We start from the raw sequence: 20,818 nt of genomic DNA on the forward strand, positions 1-20,818 counted from the left end.
TACTGGCGCGACGGGCGATACTGGTCCTACTGGCGCTACCGGTGACACGGGGCCGACTGGTGCTACCGGCGACACGGGGCCGACTGGCGCGACGGGTGATACTGGCGCTACAGGCGACACGGGGCCGACTGGCGCGACGGGCGATGCAGGGCCGACTGGCGCTACAGGCGACACGGGGCCGACTGGCGCTACCGGTGACACGGGGCCGACTGGCGCGACGGGCGATACTGGTCCTACTGGCGCGACGGGCGATACTGGTCCTACTGGCGCTACCGGTGACACGGGGCCGACTGGTGCTACCGGCGACACGGGGCCAACTGGTGCTACCGGCGACACGGGGCCGACTGGTGCTACCGGCGACACAGGTCCGACTGGTGCGACGGGCGATACAGGTCCTACTGGCGCTACGGGTGACACGGGTCCAACTGGTGCTACCGGCGACACGGGGCCGACTGGTGCTACCGGCGACACAGGTCCGACTGGCGCTACCGGTGACACGGGGCCGACTGGTGCTACCGGCGACACAGGTCCAACTGGCGCGACGGGCGACACAGGTCCGACTGGTGCGACTGGCCCAGGTTTTGAAGATGGCTTCTCTGCTCTCGCAACCTTAGACGGTGTAACAGCAACAACTCAAATCGCGCCATGGACAGTTGCAGATCCTTACTTCAACTCTGGTGCCTTTGATCCTACCACTGGAACATTCACAGTTCCAGAAACTGGAAGATACGCATTTATGGCTACAATAAACTATGAAACTACTGCTGCTCTTACTGTATCTCTTGGTCCAGGTGTAACTCCAGCTTTTGTTATTCGTAGAACTGCTCCTGTTCTAACAGACTTAATTACTGGCGTATTCCCAATTTTGAATGTCAACGTCGCATTAGTATTAACCCTGAGAGCTATTTTAGGTAGTGGAACTGTTACTTTAACAGGAGAAGTTGAACTTACAGCTGGCGACACAATTGGTCTATACTATGAGGCTGCTGGATTAACCATTGGTTTGGATCTAGGCGGTACTGCCGACCAAGGAATTGTATGGTCAGCACAACGTATAACGTAATCTAGTAATAAGAGTATGATAGGAGTAGTAGAACGAGTAGACATCGTAATAACTAGTATTTAAATAATAAAGAAAGATGAGAGCCTATGGTTTTCATCTTTCTCTATTATTTATTCCAAACTCGGATAGCGCATGCTAGACTTTAATAAGAGTCATTGTGAAACGCACTAACATTAACAAAAAGATAAAGTGCTGTATAGTTATGTTAATTATGCTATTATGATAAAAAAACGCTTTCATTGTAGTTTATCTACTGTATTCGCTCGTCGTTTCTATTACGAATGATATGGAGAAATACTATGAAAAGAAATATTGGACTTCTTCATAAATTTATTGTTTCATACGCATTAATTGTTGTTCTTCCACTTCTCATTATTCTCTCATTTTTCTATCCTTTTACAATGAACATCATGAAAGAAAAATCAACAGACTGGAATGAACACTCCACCGAGCAGTTGAAAAATTCGATGGATATTTTCACAAAATACGTATATAACTTGCCATCTGAAATTTTACATAATCGAGAAATTAAGCCTTATATGGTGAATGAAAATCCATTACAACACATTATCATTATGAATGAAATGAAAAAGTATAATGTCATTGATGCATTTATTGAAAATGCGCTGCTCTACCTCAAAGAAGCGGATTATTTTTTTAGTAATAAAGGAAGCGCCTATACACTGCAGGATTTTGATACTAGAGGTGTTGGGTACTATTACAGCAATTGGTCGGTTGATGAAATGTACGACGAGTTGCAAAACTTAACGAGTCCTATCGTGCGACCAGTTGAATCAGTCATTGTGCCTGGCGGGCATTCTGTAAACCTTCTCAGCTTTGTATTGCCTCTGCCTTTAGGTGGCAGCAACTCACCTGGGTCATTATTAATATTAGTGAAAGAACATACCATTTTAGAATTAATGAACGCCTCTCGAGAAGACTCAAACGGTATTTTCATCATTACCGATGAGCACAAACGCTGTCTTGTTTCTACCCTTGGGTGCGCTGCGATTGAAGCTACTGATTTTAGTGAAGTGCTTAAAGCTGACATCGAGTTTCAAGGCACTGTCGAACGTACCTTTCAAACAGATAAATACTTAGTGTCAGAGCAAATCTCTGACAGTAACGGCTGGCACTATATCCGCTTGCTCCCTGTGTCAGAAACGATACAAGACGTTAAAAATATCCAGTTTATGACCTTCGTGCTCTTATTGATTATTGTTGTGCTCACATCGTGCGTCATCTATTTATCGTTACGCCTGAATTATCAGCCAATTAAGCGGTTAGTTGATGCGGCATCCTCCATATTCGAAAACAAAAATAAAGATGAGCTTGATGAAATTGAAACCATTCATTATGCGTTGAATCAGCTTACATTAACAAGAGACTCATTAGACAACAAAATAAAGCTGACCGAACCAAAGATCAGGGATCAAATTCTACTCGATTTACTATTAGGGCATTATGATGATTGGACATCCTTTAAGCAGGATAGTGTACAATATCGAATCACGTTTCCATATCCGTATATTACAGTAGCGGCCATTTTGACTGAACAGGAAATGGATACCCAATTAGTGGAATGCTGCAAGCAGAAACTGCTTCAATCTGAGCACAATGAACGACTTGAGGTTTACATCTTAAAAAGCATGTATAAGCGTGAGTGCTTAATCATTCTGTCGCATTCAAAACACGCTGCTGTATTAGACAGGCTAAGCCAGCTGCAGCAACATTTATCAGATGCGTTTAAGCAGGAATGTCTAATCGGCATGAGCAATAAACAAAAAATCGAAGACGGTATCGGCATATTCTATACAGCCTACCTTCAAGCCTCAAGATGCTTGGAGCATATTAGATTCCAACGTACAACGATAATTATGGCGTATTCAGATGCTTTTCAAACTGCACAAGGAGTCGTCTCCTATCAGTCAGAACTGATACAAACCTTGGAGCTGGCTATTATAAGAAATGATATCGAGCAAATCAAAGCACTAACAAAACAGATTCAGAGCTATATGAGCAATGGAGGCATGCCCCCACACATTAGAAGAACCATCTATCTAAATACGATGAGCATTCTATTCAATGCGCTCGAAAAGCATCAGCAGGATAACAGCTCGGTATTGAGCAATATTGAATTTGTCTTCCAGCATCGCTATACCCTTGATCAAATGCTCAGCATTATGACGGATGCTTCGCATAAGCTATGTGAATTAACTGCTGATACAGTGCCAAATCATTCGAGAAGGACGCCATCTGAGCAAATATTAGATCTGATTGAAGAGCATTGGTCAGACCCTAATCTCTCCCTTCAATTCATGGCAGACCAATTTCAAATGTCTACCTCTAACTTCAGCTACCACTTTAAAAAAACTATCGGTCAAAACTTTAAGGAATATATCGATCATCTTAGAATTAAACAATCGATACATCTACTAAAAAACTCCGAGCAATCCATCGAGGGCATTGCGTTACGTGTTGGTTATTTAAACGCGTCGAGCTTTATTCGTTCGTTCAAAAAAATTATCGGTATGACGCCAGGGCAATATCGAGATCAATTAAAGCCGTCTGACTAATCATATACGTATAACTATTGCAAGGAGCTGTATGCAAGTTCAATTCCGAACGCATACAGCTCCTTCTTTTGCCGCTCTTTTCATCCCAGCTAGAATACACAAAAATTATAGCAATCAGCAATTTTTCAAGAGGTACTACGATACATGATAGCTCCATAAGTATTGAAAGCGTTTTAATACAGCGCTTTCAATTTTTGTGGATCACTCAATTCTTGCTCGTTTACGACAGATCGGAGATTGCACTACACTGATATCGCTAGGCTGACTAACAGCCTCTTATGGGCAGTCACTGGCATATTATTAAGGGGGTATGACAATGAGAAAAATGATGTCGGTTATACTTGCTGGAGTTCTTGTGCTCACGCTAGTCTCTGCTTGCAGCGGAAGCAATGGCGGCAGTAACGAGAAAAAGCCAAACAATGGAGAAGGCTCAAGTGGAAACAAGGATAAACTTACTGCGATTATCGTAAAGCATCCGCTTACAAAACCGCTCGCTGAAATGGAATGGCTTCAAGAGGTCGAAAACAAAGCTAATGTAGATATTGAGTGGCAAGAAATAACGGCAGATTGGGATCAGAAAAAAGGACCGATGCTGGCAAGCGGTGACATCCCCGATTTATTTGTTGGTCCAAATGTCATTACTGATGCAGATTTTGCACAGTTTAATGGATTGTTTCAGGATTTGAATGAGCTTTTGGAGCAGGCGCCTAACGTACAGAGTATGTTCCAAGACAACCCGAGTACACAAATTATCGCTACTCAAACAGACGGACGAATCCTTGGCTTGCCAAAGTATCAGCGTTTCTGGCCTGATTCAGTCAACCGTCAATATATCAACCAAACATGGCTTGACAATCTAGGACTACCGATGCCAACCAACTGGGATGAGCTGTATGAGGTGCTGCTTGCCTTCAAGGAACAGGATGCGAATGGAAATGGCGATCCCAATGATGAAATACCTGTTGACTGGCCAGGAGGCATTGGCGGCTATTTCAACCCTGCGGTCATGCTAGGTGGGATGGGAATCAACCTTTCTTCCGATATTAGCGGACAAGGCTATTTTGTAGAGGGCGGTCAAGTGAAAAACTTTCTAATCGATGATCGATTTAAAGAACTCGTTACTTTTCTGAATAAGCTGTATGCAGCAGGCTTAATTAACACCGAAGTCTTTACGCATGACTATACCAAATTCCAATCCGTTTCACGTGGTGAAGGCGATATTGCCAAAGTGGGCTTCACATGGGGCTGGGTTGCTTCAGACCGATTCGGGGAACAGCTTGCGCCGCAATATACGTCCATGTCACCGCTGAAATGGAGCGCCTCTTATACAGGCGATGTATCGTGGAGCTATGATTTCTACACGCTGAATTATGGCGCAAATGCCATTGTCATGTCTGCACGATCGAAAAATAAGGAAGCTGCTATGCGTTTTATCAATGAACTTTATACCCCTGAGGTTGGTATTCAAGCATTATTCGGATCAATTGGCCCGAATATTGAAAAGCATGAGGATGGTTCATATAGCGTGCTGCCGCCAAAGGATACTCAGATGGATCCTGGCACATGGAAATGGACGTCCACTTGGGCTGATAACGGCGCATTCTATATCTCAGATGATATCAACTTAACGCTTGGAACAGATATGCAAGAGGTGCTCAACGATTCAGAAGCACTACAGGAAGCACTCTCTCGCATTAATCCTGGAGAGGATATTTTCCCTAGCGCCTTTATCAAATATTCCAGCCAAGACAACAATACAATGAGTCTTAACAACACCAATCTTATGAATCTTGCCAACACGAATTTTGCGAAATGGATAACGTCCGGCGGCGTTGAAGAGGAATGGAACAGCTATGTCCAGGAGGCCCAAAAAGCAGGCTTGCCGCAAAATCTGGAAATTATGCAGCGTTACTTCGAGGAATATAAAGCCAATAGATAGACAAACTTTTAGATGCTAGTATCGACCTGCTAGCATCTTCCTTCTAGGAGGGTAGCGATGAGACAGCATTTCTTTCGTAAAACCTTTATTCGCGACTATCAGTTATGGATAATGGTTCTCCCTGCTATTGTCGCGATATTCATATTCAACTATATCCCGATGTATGGCATCCAGCTTGCCTTTCGCGATTATGACTTTAGCAAAGGACTAACTGGCGGTGAGTTCCGTGGATTATACTACTTTACGCAATTTATTGAAAACTATCAATTTGAAAGCCTAATGCGAAATACTTTTCTAATCAGCTTCGCAACAATTGTAATCGGCTTTCCTGCGCCTATTATTTTGGCGCTGCTGCTTAACCAAATTCGGATCAAACGGTATAAACAGCTCATGCAAACAACGGTTTACTTGCCGCATTTTATTTCCATTATTGTACTTGTTGGGATGCTTAATGTTTTACTGTCCTCCGAAACGGGTATTGTCGGGCATTTTATGAAAGCAATCGGTTTGGGACATATTAATCTGCTTGCCTCAACTAATACATTTATTCCCGTTTATGTGCTATCTGACATATGGCAGCATTGCGGTTGGAACAGTATTATCTATCTGGCTGCCCTATCTACAGTTGATCCTCAGCTGTATGATTCTGCTAAAATGGATGGCGCAAGCCGCATGCAGATGGTTCGCTATATCGATCTGCCGGCACTTAAGCCAACCATCATTATTCTATTTATTCTAAGCATGGGAAATATACTAAGCACCGGCTTCGAAAAGATCTTCCTCATGCAAAACTCGCTCAATTTGCCAGTTTCAGAGGTTATAGCAACGTATGTGTATAAAATTGGAATCGTATCGAATCAATTTAGCTATGCTTCTGCTATTGGACTGTTCAACACGATAATTAATTTCATTTTCCTTATTAGCATGAATGCCATTTCCAAAAAAATGTCCGATACATCCTTGTATTAATGCTTTTAATGCCTGTCTTGAGGCAAATCTTGTTCCAATTGGCTTGCCAAAGAAAGGAGCCGCACGATGCATACCACCAGAAAGTCCATTTCCGAGATCAGTTTTTCAATCTTGCTCGGTCTAATTTGCGCTTTTATTTTCCTGCTGATTGCCTACCCGCTCTACTTTATTATTATTGCTTCTATAAGCGACTCTGTTTTAGTTTCTACAGGTAAAGTATTGCTGTTTCCAAAAGGTATCAGCTTTTTCGGTTACTCCGAGATATTTCAGGACAGCAGAATATGGACCGGCTATCGCAACACGATCTTTTATACGGTTGCAGGAACGCTTGTGAATTTACTAGTTACGCTCCCAGCTGCCTACGTGCTCTCACGCAGAGAATTTAAGGCAGGAACATTTATTATGTTTGCTTTTGTATTTACGATGTTTTTCAATGGTGGGCTAATCCCGACTTACCTGCTTATGAAGGATCTTCATCTCATCAATACGGTATGGGTGTTTATCATTCCGTTCTGCGTGAACGTTTTTTACTTGATTATCGCACGCACTTTTTTTGAAAATTCACTACCGAAGGAGCTGTACGAAGCAGCCGCAATGGATGGCTGCTCTCACTTTACCTATTTTATTAAAGTGGCACTGCCTTTATCAAAAGCACTGATTTCCGTTATTGGCCTTTATTATCTCGTTGGCCATTGGAACAATTTCTTTACGGGCTTGATCTACATTCGCAGCAACGAACTACAGCCGCTGCAAATCGTACTACGCGACATTCTACTAAGCAACCAGGTTTTTTCGGGCGGAGCCGGAACTGGTGGCAGTGCAGGAGGCTATGCTCAGCGTTATGCGGATCAAATCAAGTATGGCGTAATCATTATTTCGACTTTGCCGATATTGCTCGTGTATCCATTTATTCAAAAATACTTCGATAAAGGGGTGATGATTGGCTCAGTTAAGGGTTAACACGACTGCCACTAATTAGCCGAAACTTTGCGAAGGTGAGCAAATATTGCTTTGCTATTTATATCTATAGAGGGGTATTCATCATACTTGAATATGGTGGATGCCCTACTTTTTTATACTCATCAAAAAATTATCGTATATCCCCCTCCCCGTCTATCATATGATGTTATCAATACTAGTGATATCATACTGAAAGCTTAATTGAGATGTTCATGGTTTGTTATGATTTGGTTAAGATGCAGAAATTGGGAAGGAAATTGCCGAGTTTATTCGAATGATATAGGTTGATAGATGACCTATAACGAATAAATAGATGGAGGAATGATGATGAAGCTTACCAAAGAGGAACGATCCTGGATCTTATATGATTGCGGCAATTCAGCCTACTCGATCGCGATATCCACTGCGTTGTTGCCTGTTGTGTTTGGCATGTTCAATAATGTAAACAGCAGTATGGATTTGGGATATTTTAATACGCTTGCTAGCTTGCTGTTGGCAATCCTGAGTCCTATACTAGGAACGATTGCAGATTATAAGGATAGAAAAAAACGATTCTTTCTCTTTTTCTTTATTATGGGTGCGGTATTTACCGTATCACTAGCCTTTGTACCTCCTTCAAGCGGCATGTGGCAGCTGCTAGCGATCTTTTATGTTCTCTCCTCTGTCGGTTTTGCTGGAGCAAACATCTTTTATGATTCATTTTTGGTAGACGTTTCATCCGATGAGCGCATGGACAAGGTTTCATCGAAGGGTTATGCCTATGGATATATTTCAAGCGTTATTCCATTCGGAATCAGCCTTGCCCTAATTGTTGCGCTAGGGATGGATAAAGCAATAGGCTATCAAATCGGCTTTATTGTAACAGCTGTTTGGTGGGGGCTATTAACCATTCCAATGATTAAACATGTACGTCAAAAGCATTATATCGAGCCAGAACCGAAGCCTGTTATTAACAGCTTCAAGCGACTAGCAAAAACCTTTAAAAATATTAGGCAGTATCGAACTGTTTTCGTGTTTCTAATGGCTTACTTCTTTTATATTGATGGCGTCGATACCATTATTAAGATGGTCGTCCCTTACGCGACTTCCGTTTTGGGAAGTGATGCACTCGATACCTTTGCCTTGCTTGGCATTCTGCTCGTCATTCAAATTATCGCGTTTCCATTTGCTATTCTGTATGGCAATCTGGCAAAAAAGTACTCCGCTAAAGCTTTAATTATCGTTGCAATTTTCACTTACACTGTTGTGTGTATCAGCGGATTCTTCATCACATCGGTCTTGCATATTTTCCTGTTAGGCGCTTTAATAGCATCTGCACAAGGGGGAATTCAAGCATTAAGCCGCTCCTACTTTGCAAAAATTATTCCAAAGCATCAGTCAAATGAATTTTTCGGGTTTTACAATATATTCGGTAAATTCGCAGCGATTATTGGACCGGGCGTCATGGCGCTGACGACAACGTTAACAGGTAATCCGCGCTTCGCCATTTTAGCGATTATCCCGCTGTTTATTATCGGTTTCATCATCTTCGTTACGCTGCCCAAAGAGCCTCAGGTCGCAGAAACAAATGGATAAGAGCCAATCCATTACTCTCCTATTTAAAAATATGCCCCGCAGCGCTTTATTCGCGCCACGGGGCATTTCCAGATATGCTTTTACTCATTATGACTGTTAAGTTATTGCAGCAGCCGTATTAAGCGTTGTGGAAGTTCGTTCCATCAGTTGTTGCTTTAATATAGCCAGCGCGGATTACAAAATCGCCAAAATGCTCTTTTTTATTGCGCTCCTTGGCATAATGCTCAATAAGCGGTTCAAGTGTTGACAAAATCTCTGCCTCACCGATATTTTCCTTGTACATTTTGTTCAGACGCTCGCCTGCAAAGCCAGCTCCCATATACATATTGTACTTGCCAGGAGATTTACCAATAAAGGAGATCTCGCCAAGCGCAGGGCGTGCGCAGCCATTCGGACAGCCTGTCATGCGAATATTGATTTCGTTGTCAAGCAAGCCGTTCTTCTCGAAAATTGGCTCCAGCTTATCAAGCAGGTCTGGCAAGTAGCGCTCCGCCTCTGCCATTGCAAGGCCGCATGTTGGCAATGCTACGCAAGACAAAGCATTGCGACGCAGACCAGACAATTCCTCACCAATAGAGATATTGTATTTTTTAAGCAGCTTGTTGATCGCTGCTTTTTGCTTCGCAGGAATATTGCCGATCATCACATTTTGGTTAGCGGTCAAGCGGAAATCACCCTTAAGCACTTTTGCGATTTCGCGCAAGCCTGTCTTCAGCTGCTCGTCCTCTGTATCTGCAATACGACCACTGCGAACAAACAACGTTACATTCCATGTACCATCATAGTTTTTCGCCCAGCCATAACGATCACCCGTATTTTCAAAGCTGAATTCACGTGCCGGAGCCAGCTCCCAGCCAAGGCGATCATGCAGTTCTTCCTTGAACCAATCCAAGCCATGACGATCAATCGTATACTTAAAGCGCGCATTTTTACGGACTGAGCGGTTACCGTAATCGCGTTGAATCGTTACAACCTTCTCTGCCACTTCCAGCACCTGATCAGGTGTAATAAAGCCAATGACTTTACCTAGCTGAGGATACGTATTGGTATCGCCATGCGACATCCCCATACCGCCGCCAACTGTTACATTGAACCCAATCAGCTTATCGTCCTCGACAATTGCGATATAACCAAGATCTTGGGAATATACGTCAATATCGTTGGATGGTGGAACGGCGATCCCGATTTTGAATTTACGAGGCAAATAAACATGTCCATAAATCGGCTCTACAGGATCAACTGGTTCACTGTACGGCTTGTACGGATTTTCCAGCTTCTCGCCATCCAGCCAAATTTCATGATAGGCAGGTGTACGCGGAGCAAGATGAAGCGTAAGCTCATTGGCCCAATGGTTAACCTCTTCATGCACCTTGGATTGCAGTGGATTAGGATTACACATCACGTTACGGCTAACGTCTCCACAAGCAGCCAACGTTGTCAGCAGTGTGTCATTAATGCCTTTAATCGTTTGCTTCAAATTCCATTTGAGAACGCCATGTAGCTGGAACGCTTGACGTGTTGTCACGCGCATCGTGCCATTACCATATTTGTCTGCAAGCTCGTCGATTACGAGCCATTGATCTGGTGTTGCTACACCACCCGGTGTAACGACGCGCAGCATAAACTGAAATGCAGGCTCAAGCTTTTGCTTCTCACGCTCTTGACGCAAGTCGCGATCATCCTGCATATAGCTGCCGTGGAATTTCAATAATCGGTTGTCAAGCTCTGTCAGACCGCCTGTTACGCGGTTGTTTAACTGTTCAGCAAGTGAGCCGCGCAAATATTTGCTCGCCACCTTCAAATCTTCAACATCACTAGGCGTTCCGCCGATTGGCTCAACCTTTTTTTTGCTTGTCATTGCGTTAACCCTCCCCATAGCTCTGTCAATCTGTCATATATCCCGATGCCTTTTGGCTCAATTAATTATTCTTTTATTAATACACATCGCGCTGATAGCGTCCAGCATCCTGCAGCTCCTGCAAGTAAGCCGCAGCAGCTTCCTCGCTTACGCCCCGCTGTTCTTGAATAATTTGCAGCAATGCCTTGTGTACATCATGTGCCATATGCTTCTCATCTCCGCAAATGTAAAGATGAGCGCCTTCTTCAATCCATGTATATAGCTCAGCAGCATGCTCCAGCAAACGGTGCTGAACGTATACCTTCTGCTCCGTATCACGAGAAAAGGCTACTTCAAGCTTCGTTAGTGCGCCTTCATTCAGCATGCGCTGCCAATCTGTTTGATACAGGAAGTCAGTCACATAGTGACGATCTCCAAAGAACAACCAGGACTTGCCGCTTGCCCCTTGTTCCTCCCGCTCCTCCATAAATGCACGGAATGGAGCAACACCAGTACCAGGTCCAATCATAATAACCGGAGTTTCATGGCTAGCTGGAAGCTTAAAGTTCGGATTCGATTGAACGAATACCGAAACGCGATCTCCAATCTCCAAACGCTCTGAAGCATATACGGAGCATACGCCGTTGCGCTCTCTGCCGTGTGTCTCATACTGTACCTTGCGAATCGTCAGATGCACTTCATCAGGATGCGCATTCAGACTGCTGGCAATAGAATATAAACGTGCAGGAATTTTACGCAGTACACCTGCTACATCACTTGGCTGCCATGTGAACGGTCCAAAATCCTCAACCAAGTCCAGTAAGTCTCGGCCTTTCACATACGCTCTTACTTCATTCGAATCAGCAAGCAGCTTTTTGAATTTATCATTCTTCGCAAACGGCTCAAATTTCTCTAGCAGCGTTTTGGACAAAACCGTAATCTCATACTCTGTCGAAAAAGCTTCTTCGATCGTTAGGCTCACACCATCCTTGGTTGTAACCTGCTCAGAAGCCTTCCAGCCAAGAGCTTCGATCAACTCCTTAACGAGCTGTGGATCGTTGTGAGGGACAATCCCTACAGCATCACCTGGCTCATACGTAATGCCGGAGCCTTCTAGCGATAGCTCTAGATGACGCGTCTCGCGGTCAGAGCCGCGGCCGTTCAGGTTAATGCTTTCAATCACTTCAGCCTGGAATGGCTGGTTGCGTGTATAAACAACAGAGCTTGCCGTTGCATCTGCTACAGCGCTCACCGCTTGCACTGCTGGAGCTGCTTGTGCTTGATTCAGTTTTTCAGCAACAGCGTTAATCCACGCGCTTGCTGTTTCTTCATAATCTACATCGCAGTCCGCTCTATCAACTAGCTTCTCTGCTCCGAGTTCATTTAAGCGCTGGTCAAAATCCTGACCTGTTTTGCAGAAAAATTCATAAGACGTATCGCCAAGTGCCAACACGGAGTATTTCACATGCTTAAGCTCTGGTGCGCGTTTGCTGTGAAGAAACTCATAGAATGACACAGCGTTGTCCGGCGGATCTCCTTCACCATGCGTGCTGACAAGAACAAACAAATTCACAGCCTTCTTTAAATCATTCGTTTTGAATTTGTTCATAGCCGATACCGTTACGTCGAAGCCGTCAGCCTTCAACCGGTCTGCTAGACGACCTGCGAGACGCTGTGCGTTGCCCGTCTGTGAACCGAATACAATCGTTGCTTCTTTCGGAATCTGAACAGCTTCTACTGCTGGAGCCGATATGGCAGTTATTCCCTCAGCAGGTATAGCCGCTTGCACACTACCTTGCACATTGCCCGCGCGATAAAAAGCCAAATACCCGCTAAGCCAATGAATTTGCGATTCAGTTAATGTTGGCAGCAATGCATTAATATGCTGAAGCTGCTCTTCAGAAAACGGACTATTCGTAATTAATAATTGCAAATTCTACACCCCGCATAGTTATATAATTAATTCCTATTATATTACTCTGATTTAATCTATCATTAAAATTACCATATTGATGGTAAGGGGTCAATGTAAAGTGAAGCTTCAGCCTATAAGAAATATTGAATCTAAGCACATAGTTTTCTTATAGGTAATATATGGACATATGCTATACCATTAGTTGCAAGATATAATGTCTGAACTAGAACAAAAACAGCTTGTCTAAACGATAACGTGAGTACATGTCCTCACCATCTAGACAAGCTGCTTATTTTCTCTTCATAGGTTACTATGCAAAATCAATCTTCAGCTCTCGAATGCAATCTGGCGTATCATACTGCTCATTATGCACATCATTGGTAACCGGGTAAGCTCTAAGCTGGTAGCTTTCCAAGCGAGGCAAGTACACCTGCAGCATGTCCACATTGCGCTGATTCGGATTCAGCCAAGCTTCGATCCCTTCTTCATCAAGCACGACTGGCAAGGTGGGCTGCCAATCCGCCATATGACCAATCGTTTCCTCTGTCAGCATCGTAAATACACGATATTCCTTCCCTTGTGTATTGCGGAAGCAATCGAATATGCCCGCTATGCCGAACATTGGCTTGCCCTGCATGACAATATGCATAGCGCGTGGGTCGCGCTCTTGTCCAATCAGCTTAGCCCCATAAAAACCTGTGCATGGAATGACGCAGCGGTTTCGCCGTGCCAGCTCATGCAAAAAGGGCTTGCGGCTCATGTCTGCTTTAGAGGTATTAACCGAATCCTTTGCCCAAAACGGGAACATCCCCCATCTTGCTTCCTGAACAACACGCTGCTGGTGACGATCATTCATTACAACCGATACGACTTGAGTTGGCACTACATTGTATCGTTCACTATGTGCTTTCTCTACTCTGCTTACCTTGAACTGCTCAACTACATCGGAAACCTCAGCTTTTAGTGAAAAACGTCCGATCATAAACATACCTCCTTGGTGTGGAACGAGTAACGAGTCATTCCAGTTTTTGTAGCAAGGAGGTAGATTATGCATTTAATGTGTAAATTTCTTGCGATAACGAAGCGGCGATAAACCAACTTGATTAGCAAACAATCTGGAAAAATGCGCGGTCTGCTTAAAGCCCGTTTCCTGTGCAATTTGCGCGATTGGCCAATCTGTTTTAATTAAGAGCAGCTTTGCCTGATCAATGCGGTAATATAGCAAGTACTGCTGTGGTGTACAATCGAATACTTCACTCATGCTGCGCGTAATATAGTTGATATGAAGCTCAAGCGCATCACTAAGCATTTGATTGCTGACAGAATAGCGGTAATTGCGCTTCAGGAAAGCAGCTGCCTTCTCGGCTACTACGACTGAAGCTTTGGCTGTATCACTTCTCCAGCCTTCATCAAGCATTTGCAGCAAATGTAAAAAGCGCTGCTGTCGATCCCAAAAGGCCCCATGCGAGCTGTTTCTAGCAGCTTCATGAAGCGCCTCAAGCAAAGACTTCATCTCATAAGTTGCCTGAAGCTTGATATGCTTTGGAACACGCAACGCATAGGTGTAGTAATCACCACGCAGCGTCCCCAGCTCCGTGCTTTCGATTTCCTCCCACGGTCCAGCCGCTTGAAAGTGCAGCCAATCGAAAGTCGTTCGCTCGCTGCAGGGTGCATAGGAGTAATGCCATGCATCAGGTCTTAGAATAAGCACCTCTCCTTCTTTTAGCTCCCAGCGGTGGTTTTCCTCTGCAATGTACATACAGCCCTCCCTCACATAAATCATATCGAATAGACCAATATTCGTACGGTTGGGATGTTCCTCTCCAGCTTCGTATGTGTGTGAATTCGATTCAATAAAATACGGAAACGGAGGTGATTTGAATGTAAGTAATAATGATGATTCCAACTGTTTCTCTCCTCTTGCTTTGCCTAATAAAAATTATTATCCAAACATGCTGAATTTCAGCTTTATGATTAGCTCAGTGCCTCTTGTATTTACGCTTTCTATCGCTATAACAGAATTGGCAGGATCATAAATCGGAACGTTTATTTCATTCAGCCAATTAACAGGCAGATTCATATTTTTCAGCTTCAAGGCCACAGGCTCAAGCATCAGATTCGGCTCCTCCCACATGATGGCATAAACGGCTGTAACCTCTGCCTTAACAGCATCCCGCAGCGTAACGTTCAGCTTGGCATATAGCTGATTGTCCGCCACTTGAAAATGTGCTCCATCGACGTATACATCTTCGTGCAGCTGCCTGTCCATATTCGCCTTGATCAGCGTATTGATGTCCGATTCATTCAAAACGACTTCAGGTTTGAAATTACGTACCATATCCAATACTTTCTGTTCCAGTTTAACAGGCTCATAGTCCATCGTTAGCTCCTCATCAGGAGAAATATAGACGAGCAGTCCACCAGCCAGCAAAATCAAGCCCAACATAATCGTTACGATTAGCAACAGCCATCTTTTTTTCATTTTTTCACTCCTCTGCATGGTGATCTTCTCAATGATATACTATTATTAATATGACAAGATACATATTAAAAAGAAGAAAAGGATAGATTGCCATGAACGCATGGGATAACCAGGTGAAAATAGGGTTGGAGGAAATCGTACAAGCGCATATGCATCTTAAGGATGTTATCTCACATACCCCATTGCAATACAATCGAGTACTATCAGAACGCTACGGCGCTAATGTTTATTTGAAGCGCGAAGACTTGCAAATCGTCCGCTCCTTTAAAATTCGTGGAGCTTATCATATGATTCGATCCTTGTCTGCGCAAGGCCCGCTTACAGGCGTAATTTGCGCTAGCGCCGGCAATCATGCGCAAGGTGTTGCTTATTCATGTCAGACACTGGGCATACCGGGCAAAATCTTTATGCCAAGCACAACTCCGAATCAAAAGGTTAAGCAGGTTCAATTTTTCGGAGGTTCTTCTGTAGAAATCATACTAAAAGGCGATACATTTGACGATGCTTATAATGAAGCAATTGCTGAAAGCGAGGCAAGCGGCTACACATTTGTCCATCCATTTGATGACCGAATGATTATAGCAGGAAACGGTACCGTTGGGCTAGAAATTTTAAATGATATTGAGCAGGCGCCTCATTTTATTTTTGTAACAGTTGGCGGAGGCGGACTAGCTGCTGGTGTCAGCTCCTATGTCAAAAGCGTTGCAACGGGAACAGCAGTTATTGGGGTTGAGCCAGAAGGAGCCGCATCGCTTCGATACGCACTTGACCATAATGAAGTGCTAACCCTCCCGCAAATTGATAAATTTGTCGATGGGGCTGCTGTCAAACGTGTCGGTCAGCATACCTTTGCCATTTGCAAGGAGCTGCTTGATGACGTTATCCATGTCAATGAAGGCCAGGTATGTACGACCATGCTGGACCTATATAATGAAAATGCAATTGTAGCAGAGCCTGCGGGCGCGCTTCCTATTGCGGCACTAGAGCAATATCGCGAGCAAATTCAAGGCAAAACCGTCGTCTGTGTCGTAAGCGGAGGCAACAATGATGTCGATCGCATGCAGGAAATTAAAGAGCGTTCCTTAATTTACGAGGGCTACAAGCATTACTTTATGGTCAGCTTCCCACAGCGGGCAGGTGCGCTTCGAGAATTTCTTGTTCAAGTGCTTGGACCTAACGATGATATTACCCGCTTCGAGTATGTGAAAAAATCGAATAAAGACAACGGCCCTGCCCTTGTTGGCATAGAACTAAAATATAGAGAAGACTATGCCGCACTCATCGAGCGTATGAACAGCAGAGGGTACCCTTTTGTCGAGTTGAATAAGGACCCTGTCCTATTCAATATTTTAATATAATTTCGTAAGGAGCAGGAACGGAGAGTTATAGAGTATGACATTAGAGCAAATCGAACAATTTCTGAAAAGTCTATCTAGTCTTGGTCCTTTGCCAGGCATATTGGTTCCATTACTGGAAGCACTACTGCCATTTTTACCGCTTGTTCTGATTATTGCAGCGAATGTGAATATTTATGGCTTCGGGTTCGGTATCATCTTCTCCTGGGTCGGCATTGTAACTGGTGCAATCATTATTTTCAGCATCTTTAGAAAATATGGGCATAAGCTTGGTGCAAAGCTTCAGCAACGGTATCCCACGATGAAAAAAATATTTGGCTGGATTGAAACTAAAGGCTTCACTCCTTTATTTCTTTTATCATGCTTTCCATTCACACCATCTTTTCTCATTACCATAGTCGCTGGCTTAAGCAACCTTCCCTTTCGAGCTTTCCTCGTCGCAATGTCGCTCGGAAAAGCGGTGATGGTGTTGTTCGTGGCACTGATTAGCTTCGATATTACTAATCTGTTTACAGAGCCTTGGAGAATCATTGCCTCCTTGGTTGGTATCGTTGTCCTCTGGTACGCCAGCAAAAAACTGGAGAAGCGCTATAATGATAAATAAGATGAAAAATTTCATGTTAGATAGTTTTAAACGATCTTAATCATCAGTTGGAGGTCTCCTATGAAAATTTTACAGGAGTTCAAGGAATTTGCCGTTAAAGGAAATGTCATTGATCTTGCCGTCGGTGTCATTATCGGGGGAGCGTTTGGTAAAATTGTTACCTCTCTTGTGAATGATGTTATTATGCCGCCAATCGGGGCGTTGCTAGGCGAGGTTGATTTCAAAGATTTGAAGCTTTATTTAGTTGATACAGAAGCAATGTCAGCTGAACAGCTTGCTGAAGCACCGGCTATTTTATACGGATCATTTATTAATACCGTACTGGACTTTTTAATTGTGGCGCTATGTATATTTTTTATGGTTAAAGGCATTAATCATCTAAGACGCTTGACGGAAAAGGAAAAAGAGAAAAAAGAAGAAGCAGCTGCTCCAACAGAAAAGGAATGCCCGCATTGTCTTTCTCAAGTACCGATCAAAGCGACTCGCTGCAAGTATTGCACATCTCAATTAGGAGAAGCAGCAAGCCATGGGTAACGAGTGGTTGGATATCTATGACGATCAGGGAAATTTAATGGGTCAAGCTCTGCGTGAGGAGACTCATCAAAAGGGCTACTGGCACCGCACCTTTCACTGCTGGTTGTACGAGCTTCGCGATGGCATACCGTACGTCTTTTTTCAACGGCGTCAGCAAGGCAAGGATACCAATCCACTCTATTACGATATTACCGTTGCTGGACATCTAACAGCTGGCGAACAGCCGCAGGATGCCGTGCGCGAGATTGAAGAAGAAATTGGCATACTTGTCCAATTTGAGCAACTTCAAGAGATTATGGTCGTAAAAGAGGACGCGCGTGGCGAGCTCAATGGCAAACCATATTGGGATCGAGAAATCAGTCACGTGTTTGTATTGAACAATCCCGAGCCTGTAACAGCCTGGAAGCTTCAGGCTGAAGAGGTTATGGCTGTTTACGCAGCTCCGCTTGAGCAGCTTATGCAGCTTTTTAGTGAACAAGCGGCTTCTATTACAGTTAATGGGTACGCCTTTCAAGATGATGAGCACATGCTGCCCGATCAGCAAGTTATTACAAGCAGCCATTTCGTGCCACGAGCATCAACCTACTATCTGCAAGTGCTTAACTCTATTAAACAGCTTACAACATAACTTAACCTGCTGGCTGGAGGCTAGTCTTCCAGCTTTTTTCACAATCAACCGAATATACGAAATTAAGGAGATGAACAGCATTATGCAATGGATTGCCATGCTAACGATGCTCATAGATCATATAGGCGCAGCATTTTATCCGGATCAAGCTTGGTTTAGAATAGTCGGACGCATTGCTTTTCCGTTGTATGTCTATTTCTTGGTTGCCGGCTATATGCACACTCGCAATTATAAGCGATATGTCCTTCGACTAGCTGTGCTTGCAATCATCTCACAGCCATTTTATCAATTGGCATTTGATACGAGATCTTTAAATATCATTGTTACCCTGCTTGCCGGCTTGTTGCTATTCAAGCTGCTGGATACAGTGCGACAGCCAATTGTTCAAGGATTAGCTATTGTTGTGTCTGTGCTTGCTGCGGAGTGGCTCTCCTTCGATTATGGCGCCTACGGAATCGTACTTATGCTCATCTATCGTTATTTCCAAAAAAACAAGCTGCTTCTTGCTCATAGTGTTCTTGAGCTTATATTTCTAGTTGTATGGGGATTACAGTTTTTCAGTCTTGTCGTTACCTTGTTTATCAGTACACAGCATCGCATCGTTTCAACGCTCGAACGAGCTCGCGCACCGAAATGGCTGTGGCGCAGCTTCTACGCCCTTCATTTGTGTATCATTGCCATAATACGCTTCTAAACAAATTTGTTAGAAAAGTGTTTGTTTAGTAAATGAATATTAAACGTATTATTCATGTCCTTCTAAACCTTCCGTTTTATACTAGTTTCATAAAGTTTAGGAGGATTTTTGCTATGATGAAAATAATCAAATTCAAAAACCGTTCCGTTCCCGTGTACTTTCCTTCTGAGAAGTCCAAAAACTACGAACGTCTAAATACAAAGCTTCAAGAGCTTGAATATGATTTTTCATTCCGTAAAAAATGGAAAACCGTAACATCGGTTGAGATGGTACGTGATGTTGCGATTTTCCAATATAATGACGGTACTAAGCTGTATTTGGAAGTTTCTTAGAGATCGAGCTCAGCACTATATCGAACAACCCCCCAATAGCTAGAGATTTTCTAGCTATTGGGGGGTTGTTTGCTTATTGTAAGCTATGTATATTAAGACTCATTAATTGTTCAAGACGCTCGTAGTCAATATCAGCAGCGGGAATCGGCTTGCTCATATAGTACCCTTGCGCGTATGTACATCCAAGATTCGCAAGCAGCGCATACTGCTCAATGGTTTCTACCCCTTCAGCAATTATAATCAGGTTCATCTCATCCAGCATCTTAATCGTATGCTTGACGATTGTTGCAGATATTTGATCTGAATGCAGCTTGCATATAAAATGCTTGTCCAGCTTTACACAGCTAATCGGCATTGTACTTAAGCTTTCAAGACCAGCATATCCTGTTCCAAAATCATCAATTGCGAGGAGAAAACCTGCTTCCTTCAACGCTTTTACAGCAGCAATAACCTGCTCATCCACCAGCTCCATCGTGCCCTCAGTTAGCTCAAATTGAATCTGCTGTGGCTGGAGCCCATGTTTCCTTGCATACTTGATGGCAAGCTCCGCGACATCACCTTGCATAAGCTGTACGGGTGAAACATTAATCGAAATATGAAAATGTCCGAGCTGCTGCTGATGGATATGCGTAAGAAGTCTGCATGCTTCATCAATTACCCACTCACCTAGATCATTAATTAAACCGCTCTGCTCTGCTAATGGAATAAATTCAATCGGACTAAGTATGCCAAGCTGCGGGTGATGCCAACGTACCAGCGCTTCAAATCCAACCAGGTCTCCATGGTCCAAGCGGTAAATAGGCTGTAAATCCAAATGAAATTGGTTTTGGGCGATCCCCTCCGGCAGCATGGCTTCTATAATAATTTCTCTCCGATATGCTTCCGCCTGCTTGTCAATAATAAAATTCCGCTTTACTCCGTAACGCTTAGCCATCTGTAATGCGTATTTACTGCGAATAATATCAAGCTCATTAAAGCTCTGATGCTCGGCATAATAAGAGCCTATATACAACCGGATCGGACAATTGCGTCCTTCTACCGTCAACATATTGCCGATACATTTTCGAATTGCACGCTCAACTGATTTGATCTCTGACCATTCTGTTTCTATTCGTAAGACAAACTTGGTATGCCTATCCTCGATATGACGAATCAGATCTCTAAAGCTCCAATACGTGGTGACTAACTTCTTATAGATTATAGATTTAAGCTCAATTTGGTTGAAGTCAGCATCTAAACCTACTTCCCACTCAATTGTTGTTATTAGCAATTCACCACACCTCACAGTTGTTATCTCTTGCTTGTACAATACTAATTTTACATGAATCGGTTATAAATGTAACAGGGTAATGCAA

At 43.5% G+C, this 20,818-nt stretch carries 17 protein-coding genes and 1 pseudogene; 12 read left to right on the forward strand and 6 right to left on the reverse strand.

Annotated elements, in window-relative coordinates; all coding sequences use genetic code 11:
• The 6 genes and pseudogenes from ACFP56_RS21785 to ACFP56_RS09770 all read left to right on the forward strand — a co-directional run.
• Nucleotides 1–1,063, forward strand: a pseudogene (locus tag ACFP56_RS21785) (collagen-like protein); the annotation flags it as partial.
• Nucleotides 1,064–1,362: 299 nt separating this feature from the next.
• On the forward strand, nucleotides 1,363–3,639 hold the full coding sequence (locus ACFP56_RS09750; RefSeq protein ID WP_379233820.1) for a helix-turn-helix domain-containing protein: 2,277 nt from the start codon (nucleotides 1,363–1,365) through the stop codon (nucleotides 3,637–3,639).
• A gap of 316 nt (nucleotides 3,640–3,955) precedes the next feature.
• Entirely contained in the window at nucleotides 3,956–5,578 is a 1,623-nt protein-coding gene (locus ACFP56_RS09755) for an extracellular solute-binding protein (RefSeq protein WP_379233822.1), read from the forward strand.
• A 57-nt stretch (nucleotides 5,579–5,635) separates the two neighbouring features.
• On the forward strand, nucleotides 5,636–6,547 hold the full coding sequence (locus ACFP56_RS09760) for an ABC transporter permease (protein ID WP_379233825.1): 912 nt from the start codon (nucleotides 5,636–5,638) through the stop codon (nucleotides 6,545–6,547).
• Nucleotides 6,548–6,613: 66 nt separating this feature from the next.
• Nucleotides 6,614–7,507 carry a carbohydrate ABC transporter permease gene (locus ACFP56_RS09765; protein WP_379233827.1) on the forward strand — a complete coding sequence of 298 codons (894 nt, stop codon included), beginning with the start codon at nucleotides 6,614–6,616 and terminating at the stop codon, nucleotides 7,505–7,507.
• A gap of 324 nt (nucleotides 7,508–7,831) precedes the next feature.
• Complete coding sequence (locus ACFP56_RS09770; RefSeq protein WP_379233829.1) at nucleotides 7,832–9,082, forward strand: MFS transporter; 1,251 nt, start codon at nucleotides 7,832–7,834, stop codon at nucleotides 9,080–9,082.
• A 118-nt stretch (nucleotides 9,083–9,200) separates the two neighbouring features.
• Here ACFP56_RS09770 and cysI read toward each other — a convergent pair whose 3' ends face one another.
• The 5 genes from cysI to ACFP56_RS09795 form a co-directional block, all read right to left on the reverse strand.
• Entirely contained in the window at nucleotides 9,201–10,940 is a 1,740-nt protein-coding gene (cysI, locus tag ACFP56_RS09775) for an assimilatory sulfite reductase (NADPH) hemoprotein subunit (protein WP_379233831.1), read from the reverse strand.
• A gap of 76 nt (nucleotides 10,941–11,016) precedes the next feature.
• Nucleotides 11,017–12,852 carry an assimilatory sulfite reductase (NADPH) flavoprotein subunit gene (locus ACFP56_RS09780; RefSeq protein ID WP_379233833.1) on the reverse strand — a complete coding sequence of 612 codons (1,836 nt, stop codon included), beginning with the start codon at nucleotides 12,850–12,852 and terminating at the stop codon, nucleotides 11,017–11,019.
• A 292-nt stretch (nucleotides 12,853–13,144) separates the two neighbouring features.
• Entirely contained in the window at nucleotides 13,145–13,816 is a 672-nt protein-coding gene (locus ACFP56_RS09785; RefSeq protein WP_379233836.1) for an SOS response-associated peptidase, read from the reverse strand.
• Between the two features lie 72 nt (nucleotides 13,817–13,888).
• Nucleotides 13,889–14,740: a helix-turn-helix transcriptional regulator gene (locus tag ACFP56_RS09790; protein ID WP_379233838.1), complete on the reverse strand. Its 852-nt coding sequence runs from the start codon at nucleotides 14,738–14,740 to the stop codon at nucleotides 13,889–13,891.
• 36 nt (nucleotides 14,741–14,776) lie between these two features.
• Complete coding sequence (locus tag ACFP56_RS09795; protein WP_379233840.1) at nucleotides 14,777–15,316, reverse strand: hypothetical protein; 540 nt, start codon at nucleotides 15,314–15,316, stop codon at nucleotides 14,777–14,779.
• 92 nt (nucleotides 15,317–15,408) lie between these two features.
• On the opposite strand from ACFP56_RS09795, the gene ilvA reads away from it, so the two are divergent.
• The 6 genes from ilvA (at nucleotide 15,409) to ACFP56_RS09825 (ending at nucleotide 19,463) form a co-directional block, all read left to right on the forward strand.
• A complete protein-coding gene (gene ilvA, locus ACFP56_RS09800; RefSeq protein WP_379233843.1) occupies nucleotides 15,409–16,674 on the forward strand; it encodes a threonine ammonia-lyase IlvA in 1,266 nt (421 codons plus the stop codon).
• Nucleotides 16,675–16,708: 34 nt separating this feature from the next.
• Nucleotides 16,709–17,275, forward strand: coding sequence for a TVP38/TMEM64 family protein (locus ACFP56_RS09805; RefSeq protein ID WP_379233845.1), 567 nt, complete (start codon nucleotides 16,709–16,711; stop codon nucleotides 17,273–17,275).
• Nucleotides 17,276–17,335: 60 nt separating this feature from the next.
• Nucleotides 17,336–17,809, forward strand: a complete 474-nt coding sequence (gene mscL, locus ACFP56_RS09810; protein ID WP_379233847.1) for a large-conductance mechanosensitive channel protein MscL — start codon at nucleotides 17,336–17,338, stop codon at nucleotides 17,807–17,809.
• Complete coding sequence (locus ACFP56_RS09815; protein WP_379233849.1) at nucleotides 17,802–18,437, forward strand: NUDIX hydrolase; 636 nt, start codon at nucleotides 17,802–17,804, stop codon at nucleotides 18,435–18,437. Before mscL ends, ACFP56_RS09815 begins: the two co-directional genes overlap by 8 nt.
• A gap of 82 nt (nucleotides 18,438–18,519) precedes the next feature.
• Nucleotides 18,520–19,131, forward strand: a complete 612-nt coding sequence (locus tag ACFP56_RS09820) for a TraX family protein (RefSeq protein WP_379233851.1) — start codon at nucleotides 18,520–18,522, stop codon at nucleotides 19,129–19,131.
• A 113-nt stretch (nucleotides 19,132–19,244) separates the two neighbouring features.
• Nucleotides 19,245–19,463 (forward strand): hypothetical protein, encoded by a 219-nt coding sequence (locus ACFP56_RS09825; RefSeq protein ID WP_379233853.1) that lies wholly within the window; start codon nucleotides 19,245–19,247, stop codon nucleotides 19,461–19,463.
• 73 nt (nucleotides 19,464–19,536) lie between these two features.
• Here ACFP56_RS09825 and ACFP56_RS09830 read toward each other — a convergent pair whose 3' ends face one another.
• Nucleotides 19,537–20,733: a putative bifunctional diguanylate cyclase/phosphodiesterase gene (locus ACFP56_RS09830; protein WP_379233855.1), complete on the reverse strand. Its 1,197-nt coding sequence runs from the start codon at nucleotides 20,731–20,733 to the stop codon at nucleotides 19,537–19,539.
• Nucleotides 20,734–20,818 lie beyond the last annotated feature (85 nt).

The organism is Paenibacillus septentrionalis, from assembly GCF_042659865.1.
Classification (GTDB): Bacteria; Bacillota; Bacilli; order Paenibacillales; family Paenibacillaceae; genus Pristimantibacillus; species Pristimantibacillus septentrionalis.